Source organism: Brevundimonas sp. MEB006b, from assembly GCF_030209705.1.
Classification (GTDB): Bacteria; Pseudomonadota; Alphaproteobacteria; order Caulobacterales; family Caulobacteraceae; genus Brevundimonas.
Genome location: NZ_JARVRL010000005.1, coordinates 290,081 through 303,233 on the forward strand (window position 1 = coordinate 290,081; position 13,153 = coordinate 303,233).

Genomic DNA, 13,153 nt, shown 5'->3' on the forward strand with positions numbered 1-13,153 from the left:
GGAGCGATCCCCGGCCCTTTGTCTTGACTGCGATCAGGTGATCAGCAGCTGTAGTACATGTCGAACTCGACCGGGTGCGGGTGCAGTTGCAGACGCATCACCTCTTCCATCTTCAGTTCGATGTAGCTGTCGATGAAGTCGTCATCCATGACGCCGCCCTTCTTGAGGAAGGCGCGGTCCTTGTCGAGGTTCTCGAGCGCTTCACGCAGCGAGCCGCAGACCTCGGGGATCGAGCCGCGCTCTTCCGGCGGCAGGTCGTAAAGGTTCTTGTCGGCGGGCGCGCCCGGATCGATGCGGTTCTCGATCCCGTCCAGACCGGCCATCAGCAGGGCCACGAAGGTCAGATAAGGATTGCCCATAGGGTCGGGGAAGCGGGCTTCCAGACGCTTGGCCTTGGGCGAGGAGACGTGCGGGATGCGGATCGAGGCCGAACGGTTGCGGGCCGAATAGGCCAGCTTCACCGGGGCTTCATAGCCGGGGACCAGACGCTTGTAGCTGTTGGTGGTCGAGTTGGCGAAGGCGTTGATGGCCTTGGCGTGTTTGATGATGCCGCCGATGTACCACAGACATTCCTGCGACAGACCAGCGTACTGGTCGCCGGCGAACTGGGGCTTGCCGTCCTTCCAGATCGACATGTGAACGTGCATGCCCGAACCGTTGTCCGCAAACATCGGCTTGGCCATAAAGGTCGCCGACTTGCCGTATGCGTGGGCCACATTGTGGATCACGTATTTATAGAGCTGCAGGCGGTCGGCCATGGTCAGCAGGTCCGAGAACTTCAGGCCCAGTTCGTGCTGAGCTGGAGCCACCTCGTGGTGGTGCTTCTCGGGCTGAAGGCCCAGATCGCGCATGACGCCCAGCATTTCGCCGCGCAGGTCCTGTCCGGAATCGACCGGATTGACGGGGAAATAGCCGCCCTTGGGCCCAGGGCGATGGCCCATATTGCCTTCGGAATATTCAGCGCCGGTATTGGCCGGCAGCTCGGTCGAATCGTAGCTGTAGCCGGTGTCGTGCGGCTGGGTCGACCAGCGCACGTCGTCGAAGATGAAGAACTCCGCTTCCGGCCCGAAGAAGACCTGGTCGCCCACGCCCGACGACTGGACGTAGGACAGCGCCTTCTTGGCCATCGAGCGGCTGTCGCGGTTGTAGGGCTCGCCGGTGTCCGGGTTCAGCACGTCGCAGAACAGGAACATCGTCTTCTGCTGATAGAAGGGATCGATATAGGCCGTGGTCAGGTCCGGCTTCAGCAGCATGTCGGACTCGTTGATGGCCTTCCAGCCGGCGATCGACGAGCCGTCGAACATCGTGCCTTCGTTCAGGAAGTCCTCGTCGACCAGATCGACGTCGAAGGTGACGTGCTGCAGACGGCCGCGCGTGTCGGTGAAGCGGACGTCCACATATTGGACCTCCTCATCCTTGATCTCTTTGAGGATCTTGCTGGCGCTCATTCTCGAAAAGTCCTGTTCTTGTCGTTTGGGGAGGAGACCGGACAACGACCCGAGGGCCGAAGGCCGGGGAGGGTAGTCAGGTCAGACGGCTTGGGCTCCGGTTTCGCCGGTGCGGATGCGGATCACCTCGGCGACGTCGGACACGAAGATCTTGCCGTCGCCGATCTTGCCTGTGCGGGCCGAGGTCTGAATGGCCTCGACAACCGCGGGTGCGAGGTCGTCGGCGACGACCACCTCGATCTTGATCTTGGGCAGGAAGTCGATGACGTATTCCGCGCCGCGATACAGTTCGGAATGACCCTTCTGGCGGCCATATCCCTTGGCCTCCAGCACAGTCATGCCTTGCACGCCCACGTCCTGGAGCGCCTCTTTGACGTCATCCAGCTTGAAGGGCTTGATGATGGCTTCGATTTTCTTCATGGCGACCCCGGAGCGGCGCACGGAATGCAGCGGCGCTCGGGCGCGAATGGGACACAGCAGGGCCGCTCAAAGCAAGCGATTTTCGCAGGCTGGCGAAGGATAATCGGAACGCGGATGATAGAAACCAACGACCCGGCGATCTGGCGCAATTTTCTGCCTTGGCCGAGCGCGGAAACGCACAAGCATGCGCGTGGACGTTTGGCGGTCGTTTCGGGAAAGGCGCATCATACCGGCGCTGCGCGACTTGCAGCCCATGCGGGTCTCAGGATGGGCGCTGGTGTCGTGCGAATCCTTTGTCCGCCAGATGCAGCGTCGGTGATCGCGCCGGCTGTGCAGGCAGTGATGTTGACGCCTTTTTCTTCACCCGAAAACTTAAGTCGAGAAGCTGCCGGCAGCGACGCCGTCGTGATCGGGCCAGCCGCAGGCTTGGACGATGCGACGATCGCAAACATTCAGGCGCTGGGCTCGACCGGCGCCGTTCTGGTGATCGACGCCGACGGCCTGTCGGTCTTCAAAGGTCGGACTGCGGAACTGTTCGCGGTGTTGGATCGTGACGATATCCTGACGCCGCATGAAGGCGAGTTCAAACGACTGTTCCCAGGCCTGCTTGCACAAGGCCGCGAAACGGCCGTTCAAGAGGCTGCGCGAGCGACCCAGGTGACGATCGTCTTGAAGGGCGCCCAGACGCTGATCGCATCGCCTGACGGCCGCGTCCGCCGAAACGAAAACGGCTCGCCGTGGCTGGCGACAGCCGGAACCGGCGACGTCTTGGCTGGCATGATCGGCGGATTGGCGGCCCAGCGTATGGACAGCTTCGATGCCGCTTGCGCCGCCGTCTGGCTTCATTCCGATGCCGCAGAACGCTTTGGGCCGGGACTGACCTCAGACGACCTCTACGATGTTTTGCCGAAGGCGTTGTTTGAGCAGTGGAGTATCGGGAATCAGAAATGACATTTTGAGTTCGGTCCCGCAATTCTGGATCAATGAAAATCTCTAGATCCTGGCAAGATACGCACATCACGCGGATGGCGATGCGGTGGATGGCGGGGTGTCTGGGGATGGGCAACGACGTCCGCGCGGGCGAGTTGGACGGCGGTGTCGTGATCTTGTGACAGGCGGGACAGTTCGCTGGAGCGGTCGATGACGCGGTGGGCGACCAGGTGGACGACACCTTCGGGGCTCTTCTCCACTACGCCCTCGACCGCCATCAGCCGGGCGGCCATGACCTCGCGGCGGAACTGCTCGAACATCCGCGCCCACAGGACGACGTTGATGATGCCGGTCTCGTCTTCCAGGGTGACGAAGATGGCGTTGCCCTTGCCGGGACGTTGACGCACCAAAACAACACCAGCGACCTGCACCACGGCGCCCCCGCGTCGGGCTTCGGTTTGGGCGCAGGTCAGCAGGCCTTCGGCGTCGAAGATCGGGCGCAGGATCGCCATAGGATGCGCCTTCAGCGACAGGCGCAGGGTCTGGTAGTCGGCGGCGACATGCTCGCCCAGCGGCATGACCGGCAGCCGGACGTCGGGTTCGGCGCCGAGCTCGCGGGCGTCGGCGGCGGCGAACAAAGGCAGGGGCGCGTCGTCAGACAGGCGTCGTACCGCCCACAGGGCCTCGCGCCGGTCCAGCCCCTGCGAGCGGAAGGCGTCGGCGTCGGCCAGCTTGCGCATAGCGGCAGACGGCAAGGCGGCGCGGCGGGCCAGAGTTTCGATGTCGGACAGGGGCGAGCCGCGGGCGGCGGCGAGCGCCTCTGCCCAGTCTTCGCGAAAGCCGTCGATCTGGCGCAGGCCGATCCGCAGCGCCGGCGTCCTCTCCGAACCTTCCAGACTGTTGTCCCAGCCGCTGTATGAGACATCGACCGGTTGCACCTCGACGCCGTGTTCGCGGGCGTCGCGCACGATCTGGGCCGGGGCGTAGAACCCCATCGGCTGGCTGTTCAGCAGGGCGCAGGCGAAGGCCGCCGGATAGTGGCGTTTGATCCATGAGGAGACATAGACCAGTTGGGCGAAAGAGGCGGCGTGGCTTTCCGGAAAGCCGTAAGAGCCGAAACCCTTGATCTGGTCGAAGCAACGCTGGGCGAATGTCGGGTCATAGCCGCGTTCGATCATGCGGCCGACCATTCGATCCTCATAGGTGTGCAGGGTGCCGTCGCCCCGGAAGGTGCCCATGGCCTTGCGCAGACCATTCGCTTCCTTCTCGTTGAACTCGGCTGCGACCATGGCGACCTTCATCGCCTGTTCCTGAAACAGGGGAACGCCCAGGGTCTTCTTCAGCACCTGCTCCAGTTCGTCGTGGGGGTATTGCGGTCCCGGCTTGGAATACTCCGGCTCCTCGAGCCCATTGCGGCGGCGCAGATAGGGGTGAACCATGTCGCCCTGGATCGGACCGGGTCGGACGATCGCCACCTGAATCACCAAATCGTAGAGGCGGCGTGGCTTCAGACGGGGCAACATGTTGATCTGGGCGCGGCTCTCGACCTGGAACACGCCGATGGAGTCGCCCTTGCACAGCATGTCGTAAACGGCGGGATCGTCGCGCGGGATCGTATGCAGCGCCCAATCGTCCCCGTGATGAGCGCGGATCAGATCGAACGCCTTGCGGATGCAGGTCAGCATGCCAAGCGCCAGCACATCGACCTTCATCAGGCGAAGTGCATCGATGTCGTCCTTGTCCCATTCGATGAAGGTGCGATCCGGCATGGCGGCATTGCCGATAGGGACCAGTTCGTCCAGCCGGTCCTGGGTCAGGACGAAGCCGCCGACGTGCTGGGACAGGTGGCGGGGAAAGTTCAACAGCCGCATGGCCAGCTTCACCGCACGCTGGATCATGGGATTGGCGGGGTCCAAACCAGCCTGTTTGACATGGCGTTCGCCGATCTCACTGCCCCAACTGCCCCATTGGCTGGAGGCCAGACGGGCAGTCACGTCCTCGGTCAGACCCAGCGCCTTGCCGACATCACGGATGGCGCTCTTGGGACGATAGCGGATGACGGTGGCGGCGATGCCGGCGCGCGCGCGGCCATAGCGAGTGTAGATGTGCTGGATGATCTCCTCGCGCCGCTCGTGCTCGAAATCGACGTCGATGTCGGGCGGCTCGCCACGGTCGGTGGAAAGGAAGCGTTCGAACAGCAGGTCGGATTCCGCCGGGTCCACCGCCGTGATCCCCAACACATAGCAGACAGCCGAGTTGGCCGCCGAACCACGACCTTGACACAAAATCCGCTTGTCGTTCGCCACACGCACGATGTCGTAGATGGTCAGGAAGTACGGCGCGTAGCCGGCCTGCGCGATGAAGATCAGTTCTTTATCCAGCAGCGCCTTGACCTTGTCGGGCACGCCGTCGGGATAACGCATCTCGGCGTGTCGCCAGGTCAGCTGTTCCAGCCAGCCCTGCGGCATCTCATCAGGCGGGGTTGTCTCTTCCGGATACTGGTAACTGATGTCGCCCAAATCGAAGCCGATACGAGACAAGGCGTGCTGGGTCTCGACCAGGGCCTCGGGCGCATCGCGGAACAGGCGGGCCATCTCGTCGAGTGGTTTCAGCCAGCGTTCGGCATTGGCGTTCAGGCGTCGGCCTGCGTCCTCGATCGTCACGCCTTCGCGAATACAGGTCAGCACGTCCTGCAGATCGCGTTGGATCGGGTCGTGATAGAGAACATTGTTGACGGCCAGAAGCGGTGCGCCGCTTCGCTCTGACAGTGTCTTCAGCCGGGCCAGTCTTCGACGGTCGTCGCCGTTGCGCCCCATCACCGCGCCCAGCCAGACTGCGCCGGGCGATGCATAGGTCAACTTTGCCAAGACCTGATCGATGCCGTTCAACCGTTCGCCCGGCATGAGGATCAGCAGCAGATCCTCGGGCGCGGCCAGCAGATCGCGCAGTCCGATCTCGCACTGCCCCTTCACCGCCCGGCGATTGCCCAAGGTCAGCAGCCGCGTCAGTCGTCCCCAGCCGGCGCGCGTCTCAGGATAGGCGATGATGTCGGGCGTCCCGTCGTTGAAGACCAGACGCGCGCCGGTCGCCAGTTTGAACGTCGCGGCCCTATCCTTGACCATCTGTGACAGGGCTGGATCGTTCAGCGGATCCTCGACATAGATCACTTCGCCGGGCCCGCCGCCGTCGCGCACGACATCGGGCGGCGACAGGCCGTCCTCGCGGATGGTCCGCAACGCGCTCCAGGCCCGCACCACGCCGGAGACCGTGTTGCGATCGGCCAGACCCAGCCCCGAATGCCCTCTCAGGATCGCGGTCAGCACGAGATCCTTCGGATGCGACGCCCCGCGTAGGAAGGAAAAGTTGCTGGCTGTGGCCAGCTCAGCATAGGCGGGCGCGGTCATGCGAACAGGCCGTGGACAAACCAGCGCGGTTCGTCGGTCTCGCCATACAGGCCCTGACGGAACAGCCAGAAACGCCGACCCTCGCGGTCCTCGACACGGTAATAGTCGCGGGTCTTCTGATCCGGCGCGCGCCACCATTCGCCGCCGATCCGCTCCGGCCCTTCGGCCAAGGCCACCTCATGCAGAACCCGGCGCCATCGGAAACGCAGGGGCGAACCGTCCGGCACCTCCGCCAAGGTTTCCACCGGCTGGGGCGGGTCGAACATCTGAAAGGGCCGCAAGGGCGGATCGTCGGGATCGAGATCAGGCCATTCATGGGCCGTTCGCAGCGCCTTCATCGTCGCCGGAACCATCCGTCCGGCGCGCTCGGGGATGTGCGACCCTAGCGGTTCGAAACTCAACACCGCCTCGGGCCCCAGTCGAGCCGTCAATCGGTCGATCAGACGACTGAAATCCTCGCCGTCGAGGCGGTCGCCGTTGAGGCCGCACTGAACCGGTTTCAACGTCTGGGTTTCCAGAACCGATAGCCGCATCTGATCGAAACCGAAGCCGGGATCCAGCGGGCTTGCCAAGGCCGCCAAACGTTCGCGAAACAGAAGCAGCACCGTGTCCACATCGCGTGTCGGACGACCCGTTCGTGCGACGACGCGCCGAATCTGACCATCGACTCGATAGAAGCCGGCCTCGAACGCCCGCCCGCCCTGGCCCGCTTGGTCCAGGCGATCGGCGGTGTCGATCAGCAGGTCGGACAGGACGCGCTCCACGTCCGCGTCGGTGATTATGGGTTCGAAAAAGACGCGGTCCACGACGATGGGGGGCGGCGGTCGGTGCGGGGTGATGCGGACATCTTCGTCGCCGAGCACACGAGCCAGATGTGCGGGAAAGTCCGTCCCAAATCGGGCCGCAAGAGGCGCGCGCGGCCGGTCGTCCAGATCGGCGATCCTCTTCAGCCCGGCGCGCTGCAGCGCCTGGGCGTCACGCTCCGGCAACTCTAGCGCCGTGATTGGCAGCTGGCGCACCGCCTGTCGATCCTCGCCCGACGCGAACAGGCCACCCCGCGCGAAACGGGCCAGGGCGCGCGCCGCCTGGGGTGTGGACGCCAAGGCGCTGCGCATCTCCAGGCCGATGCGACCCGCACGCTGATGCGCGGCGCGCACCAAGCCAGCCTCCCCGCCGAACAGATGGGCGCAACCGGTGACGTCCAACAACAGACCGTGCGGCGCATCCTCGGCGATCATCGGAGTGAAGCGGCCGAAGTCTTCCAGCACCCGCAGCAGCAGGTCAGAATCCGCCTCGGGCCTATGGATGATGGTGCGCAGGGACGGCGTTCGCGCCTTCGCGTCAGCCAGGGTCAGTCCGGGCGTCAGCCCCGCCCTTGCCGCCGCCGGATCGACGGCCGCCAGACGCAGAGCGCCGCCGACCTTCTCGACCAGAACGACCGGCGCGGGATCAGGTCCAATTTCAGGCCCAATCTCAGGCGACGCGTCGCCCGCTATCGCCCCACGCCTCAGCCGGTCGCTGGGCAGCCACGGGAACCATAGCGCCAGATAGCGGCGCCGGTTCGCGGAACGATCGGGCGTCACGATCCCACTCCAAGATCCAGTTTTTCACTTCGCCCCCACCGCGCCGCCGCAGCAGGGTAAGTGAGAAAGACGGATGACCAGGCGCGCCTCCGGCCAGAGAGGTGGAGGCTGTTGCCTTCACAGACCATCTTGTCTCTGCCGCACTGGGTGATGGCTCGGCTCCAGCACGCACACAGAAAAGCGTTGCGCCTCCCAACTTGGCCGCCAGAGCAAGGCGTCGACTAGAGTTCAATGAGAGGGCTTTAGAATTTCCCCAGGCGCTAATAACAACAGATCCGAAAGGAGGCGATTTTAGTGATTCCTCACCAACAATGAGAAGACTTTTTATATTTGGGGCTTTGACTAGCAAAATTTTAGATGAATCAATTCCCATTTCTTCAATGCCAACGACATAGGGTGTCCCATGTTCTGAAGTCATCGTTGCATCCAATGCCCAGACAACATGCTGTCCATTTGCGGAAAGCATCCCGACCGCCAAAGCAAAGGCATTCACCGCAACTGCGTCTGCAGGATTGGCTGCATAGAGTTCGTGAATCGCTTCCTGCTTAAAAACACCAGACAACAGTCCAGGCGTCTGTTTTGAATGACAAACTTCTGGGCAGCCTTGGTTCAAGGCCCTGATTCGCTGACGGACAAGAGATAAACGTTCAGCCCTGCACATGTTCTTCATTTGTTCTTTTTTTGCATTGTGAAGAGAGACTTTGTCAAGCCGTTATGTAGCGGCCAGATCGAGCATGACAAGCGCGTCAGACCAGATCTGAACCGATCGCGGGACACAAAACGTCGTGCATCCGTTCACCACCCGATGCCTCGATAAGGACCAATCTTCATGGCCCACAAAACGCGTGAATTACGATCAACGGTGAACAGGGACGGGGTTCTAACGCTGTCGCTTGCGGAGATTGTGCTGGATGATCCGGCCTCCGACGAAATCATTGTCCGTATCGAGGCGGCTCCCATCAATCCCAGCGATCTCGGTTTGCTGTTGGGCCGGCGGACGCAACCTCGGTCCGCAAGGATGTGTCGGACGGCATTCCGCAGCTTAGCCTCGATATTCCACCGGCGCGGATGGGCGGCATGGCCGGCCGGATCAACCAGTCGCTTCCAGTCGGCAACGAAGGGGCAGGGACCGTCATCGCCGCCGGTGATCAAGCAAAGGACTGGATCGGGCGTCGGGTTGGTGTGATCGGGGGCGGGATGTACGCCGATGTTAGAAAGATCAGGACGCGGGACGCCCTACCGCTTCCCGAAGGTGTGACGGCCGCCCAGGGCGCAGCCTTGACAGTCAATCCCATGACGGCGCTTGGTTTCGTCGAGACCGCTCGGGCCGAAGGACATTCCGCAATCATCCACACTGCAGCCGCATCCAGCCTGGGCCAGATGCTCCAGCGGATTTGCGCCCAAGACGGTGTGCCACCCGTCAATATCGTGCGTTCTGATGATAAGTTGCGACTGCTGAAGGACGCGGGGGCGACGCATGTTCTCAACAGCCGCGAAGATGATTTTCGAACACAACTCATCGACGCTGTCACTGAAACCGGGGCTACGGTCGCGTTCGACGCCATCGGCGGCGGATCTCTGGGCGGCGAAATCATGCAGGCGATGGAACATGGCGCGGTCAACTGCATGACCGAGTACAGCCGATATGGCTGTCAACGTTCAAGCAATTTTACGTCTACGGCGCGCTAAACACTTCGCCGATGGTTCTGGACCGTCTTGCTTTTGGTTTCCAGTGGAGCGTGTCCGGCTGGCTGCTCACACCTTTCATGCAGAAGGCTGGACCCGAGACGGTATCGCGCATGCGTAAGCGCGTATTTGATGAACTCACCACCACGTTCGCAACGCGCTACACACGTACAATCGGTCTTGCCGAAGCGTTAGAGCCAGAGATTCTTCGCGCCTACGAGCGTAAGGCGACAGGCGAGAAGTTCCTGATCGATCCGACATTGAATTGATACAGGTTGATAAACGAATAGGCTTTTACGCAATCAATCCGACCGAAGAACCGGCGCCGGGCGACGCGACAGGGCGTGCAAGGCCGCCACACTGCCGCCCAAGGCCGCGACGCCCGTGGCGCTGGTAAGAAGAAGAACGACGCCGGGCCAGTCCACGCTCCAGCTTGCCTTGAAGGCGAGGGTCACGACCGGCCACGCGCCGGCGGCGCCGAGAAGAAGGCCGGCCAGACCGGCGATCGCGCCGACCAGGCTGTACTCCACGAGATAGGCGGTTAGAATCTGGGCGTGGGAACCGCCCAGCACCTTGAGCACGGCGGCCTCGCGCGCCCGCTCGCGCACGCCCGCCGCAATGGCCCCGATCAGGACGAGCAGGCCCGCGAGACCGGCGACGGCCGCGGCCCCGCGAATGGCCAGGGCGAGGCGGTCGAACAGGGTGGCGGCGGCCTCGAGCTGCTCGCGGACGCTGATGATGTTCACCTCTCGGAAGTCCGCACCCAGCGCCTGCGTCAGAGCGTGTTCTTCGGTGGGCGAGGCGCGGGCGATGGCGACGCTGCGCGGATTGGCGCCTTCGATGGCGGCGGCGTTGAGGACGAGCAGGAAGTTGGTCCCGAATCCGCCCGGCTCGGTCCGACGAAGGGCGGCGATGCGTACGTCCATCTCGCGGCCCAGCAGTTGCAAGGTCAGGCCGTCGCCCACCTTGAGATCAGCGGCCTTGGCCAGATCCCGCGAGAGTGCGATCTTAGGCGGACCGGCGTAGTCGGCGGCCCACCATTTGCCGGACACGACGTTCGCATCGTCCGGCGCGCCGGCTAGGGCGGACAGGAGAATGTCCTGATCGAAGGCCCAGCGTTCGCCTTGAGGCAGGGCATCCACATCGACCGGCGCGCCTTTCAGCCGCACGATCCGCCCGGTCAGGAGGGGAAGGCGCCGGTAGCGATCCGGTCCGGGCGTCTCCATCACCTTCGCCACCGCCGCATCGAACGCCGCGCCGCGATCAGCGGGGATTTCCGTGAAGACGACGGATGGGGCCGATCGTGGTGCGACCTCGGTGATCTGGCCCAGCAGGCTGGACTGGATCAGGACGACCATGGCCAGAAGCGCGACGCCCAGGCCGATGGCGGGGGAGGCGGTGCGCGCCGCCGAGCGCGGCCCGGCGAGATTGGCCAGTCCCAGCCGCACAGCGCCGCCGGCGTGTCGTCTCAAACGCCCGGCCAGGAAGGCCGCCGTACGGCCGAGCGCCCACAGAAGGGCGAAGGCGACCGCCGTGCCGCCGATCAAGGCCGCCGCTGAAAGCTTGGACGGCGCGGTCCAAAGGGCCAGACCCGCCAGGCCGATGGCGGCCAGGACAGCGAAGACCAGTTCGACGCCGAGGACGGGTCGGTCGGTGAGCTGGCGACGGAACAAGGCGGAGGGCGGCGTGGCGCGGGCGCGGGCCAGGGGCGCGAGCGCGAAGGCCGCGGCCGCCAGAAGGCCGAACGCGCCCGCCTTGGCCAAGGGCGCTGGATAGACAGCGAAGAGGGCGGGGATGGGCAGGCTGTCCTTCGCCAGCACGCCGATGGCGAGCGGCACGATGGCGCCGATCACGAGCCCGATGAAGACCCCGACGGCGGCCAGCACGCCGATCTGGATCAGATAGATATTGCGGATCAGCCCGCCCTCGGCACCCAGCGCCTTCAGCGTCGCGATCGACGGCTTCCGGCCTTCCAGATAGGCCGAGACGGCGCCCCCGACGCCGAGTCCGCCGGCCACCAGGGAGGCCAGACCGATGAAACCCAGGAAATACTCCAGCTGATCGATCAGCCGTCCGGCGCCAGCGGCGGCCTCCGACCGATCTCGCGCTTCAAGCCGACTTTGCGGAAACCGCTTTTCGATGCCAGCGATGGCGGCCTTGGGATCGACGCCGGCGGGAAGGGCGATGCGCACCGCCTCGCCAAACAGGCCGCCGGGCGCGAGCAGGCCGGCCTGTTCGACGGCGGGAATCGTCGTCACCACGCGCGGCCCGAGCGCAAAGCCCCGGCCAAGTCGGTCAGGTTCGGCCAGCAGGACGGCGCGGGCGACAAACCGCGTGTCACCGACGGTGAAGGTGTCGCCGAGCTTGAGATTCAAACGGTCCAGCAGCGCCTGTTCGACGACAGCGCCCGCTAAGCCGTTCTCGACGCGCAAGGCCGTGGCCAGATCAGGTGCGCCGGACATTTCGACCGCCCCAACAAGCGGGTAGGCCGCGTCGACCCCGCGCATATCGACCAGACGACGCTGGCCGGTTTCAGTTTCGGCCATGCCGTTGGCTCGCACCGAATAGGCCACGGGCCCCATCGCGGCGAAGGCGGCGCGTTGGTCAGGGCTGAACCGGCCCTGGTCGAGGCTGAAGACGACGTCGCCGCCGAGAATCTCGCGCGCTTGGCTGGCCAATCCTTGGCGGAAGGCCTCCGCAGTCGATCCGGAGGCGGCGATCGCCGCCACGCCCAGCGCCAGACAGGCCAGAAAGATTCGAAACCCCGCAATTCCGGAACGGAGTTCGCGGCGGGCGAAGCGGAAGGCGAGTTTCATGCAGAGGCCTGCGCCGGGGCGACGACCCGGCCGTCGCGCATCGTCACGATCCGGTCCGCGCGCGCGGCGAGACGGTCGTCATGGGTCACCATGACCAGGGCCGCGCCGCTGTCGCGCACGAGGTCGAACAGCAAGTCGGCGACCAAGGCGCCGTTGGTCCCGTCCAGATTTCCGGTCGGTTCGTCGGCGAACAAGAGTTCCGGCCCGACGGCCAGGGCGCGAGCCAGGGCGACACGCTGCTGCTCGCCGCCCGACATCTGATGAGGATAATGCGACCGCCGGGCGCCGAGGCCGACCCGCTCCAGCCAGTTGCGCGCCAAGGCTACAGCCTCCGGCCTGTGCGCCAACTCCAGCGGCGCGGACACGTTCTCCTCGGCCGTCATATTGGGCAGGAGGTGGAAGCTCTGAAAAACGAGGGCGGCGCGCCCCCGACGCAGACGAGCTCGACCGTCCTCGCCCAGCGCGGCCATATCCTGACCGAACAGCATGGCCCGACCCCGGGTCGGGGTTTCCAGCCCTGCGGAGACGGAAATCAGCGAGGATTTTCCCGATCCGGAGGGGCCGACGATGGCGACCGTCTCGCCCGGCGCTACGACCAGGTCCACGCCGCGAAGGATTTCCACGAGTCCTGCCGCCGAGGGCAGGGTGAGGACGACGCCGTCGAGGACGAGTGGGGCGGCTGAAGCCATCGATATGTCGCCTGCTGCACTGGGAGGAGGAAAATCGGTCCCTATATGGGAGTGCAGATCATGACTCCAAAGCCCTCCTCGCCCATGCCGCCTATTCCCCGCCGCACGCTGCTGACCGGTGGGGTGGGGCTCGTCTTCGCCGGATGCAGCGCCTCGAAAGAGGACACGTCAGAGACG

Annotated in this window: 10 protein-coding genes; 3 read left to right on the forward strand and 7 right to left on the reverse strand. The window is 64.4% G+C overall.

What is annotated here, in order from left to right; genetic code table 11:
- Window positions 1-41: 41 nt before the first annotated feature.
- Together glnA and QRN13_RS07835 are read right to left on the reverse strand one after the other, a co-directional pair.
- Window positions 42-1,448: a type I glutamate--ammonia ligase gene (glnA, locus tag QRN13_RS07830; RefSeq protein ID WP_066551526.1), complete on the reverse strand. Its 1,407-nt coding sequence runs from the start codon at window positions 1,446-1,448 to the stop codon at window positions 42-44.
- An 81-nt stretch (window positions 1,449-1,529) separates the two neighbouring features.
- Entirely contained in the window at window positions 1,530-1,868 is a 339-nt protein-coding gene (locus QRN13_RS07835) for a P-II family nitrogen regulator (RefSeq protein WP_008261682.1), read from the reverse strand.
- A 114-nt stretch (window positions 1,869-1,982) separates the two neighbouring features.
- Between QRN13_RS07835 and QRN13_RS07840 the strand changes: the two genes are divergently transcribed.
- Window positions 1,983-2,819, forward strand: a complete 837-nt coding sequence (locus QRN13_RS07840; RefSeq protein ID WP_284877482.1) for an NAD(P)H-hydrate dehydratase — start codon at window positions 1,983-1,985, stop codon at window positions 2,817-2,819.
- A gap of 29 nt (window positions 2,820-2,848) precedes the next feature.
- Here QRN13_RS07840 and QRN13_RS07845 read toward each other — a convergent pair whose 3' ends face one another.
- Genes QRN13_RS07845 through QRN13_RS07855 form a run of 3 tightly spaced genes read right to left on the reverse strand, consistent with a single transcriptional unit; the run spans window position 2,849 to window position 8,455 of the window.
- Window positions 2,849-6,202 (reverse strand): error-prone DNA polymerase, encoded by a 3,354-nt coding sequence (locus QRN13_RS07845; protein WP_284877483.1) that lies wholly within the window; start codon window positions 6,200-6,202, stop codon window positions 2,849-2,851.
- Window positions 6,199-7,785, reverse strand: a complete 1,587-nt coding sequence (locus QRN13_RS07850) for a Y-family DNA polymerase (protein WP_231868780.1) — start codon at window positions 7,783-7,785, stop codon at window positions 6,199-6,201. Before QRN13_RS07850 ends, QRN13_RS07845 begins: the two co-directional genes overlap by 4 nt.
- Window positions 7,676-8,455 (reverse strand): ImuA family protein, encoded by a 780-nt coding sequence (locus tag QRN13_RS07855; protein ID WP_284877484.1) that lies wholly within the window; start codon window positions 8,453-8,455, stop codon window positions 7,676-7,678. The genes QRN13_RS07850 and QRN13_RS07855 overlap by 110 nt, the downstream gene beginning before the upstream one ends.
- A gap of 350 nt (window positions 8,456-8,805) precedes the next feature.
- On the opposite strand from QRN13_RS07855, the gene QRN13_RS07860 reads away from it, so the two are divergent.
- Together QRN13_RS07860 and QRN13_RS07865 are read left to right on the forward strand one after the other, a co-directional pair.
- Window positions 8,806-9,474, forward strand: a complete 669-nt coding sequence (locus QRN13_RS07860; RefSeq protein ID WP_284877485.1) for a zinc-binding dehydrogenase — start codon at window positions 8,806-8,808, stop codon at window positions 9,472-9,474.
- Between the two features lie 11 nt (window positions 9,475-9,485).
- Window positions 9,486-9,740 (forward strand): MDR/zinc-dependent alcohol dehydrogenase-like family protein, encoded by a 255-nt coding sequence (locus QRN13_RS07865; RefSeq protein WP_284877486.1) that lies wholly within the window; start codon window positions 9,486-9,488, stop codon window positions 9,738-9,740.
- 33 nt (window positions 9,741-9,773) lie between these two features.
- Here QRN13_RS07865 and QRN13_RS07870 read toward each other — a convergent pair whose 3' ends face one another.
- Window positions 9,774-12,287, reverse strand: coding sequence for an ABC transporter permease (locus QRN13_RS07870; RefSeq protein WP_284877487.1), 2,514 nt, complete (start codon window positions 12,285-12,287; stop codon window positions 9,774-9,776).
- Window positions 12,284-12,976 carry an ABC transporter ATP-binding protein gene (locus QRN13_RS07875; protein WP_284877488.1) on the reverse strand — a complete coding sequence of 231 codons (693 nt, stop codon included), beginning with the start codon at window positions 12,974-12,976 and terminating at the stop codon, window positions 12,284-12,286. Before QRN13_RS07875 ends, QRN13_RS07870 begins: the two co-directional genes overlap by 4 nt.
- Window positions 12,977-13,153: the final 177 nt, after the last annotated feature.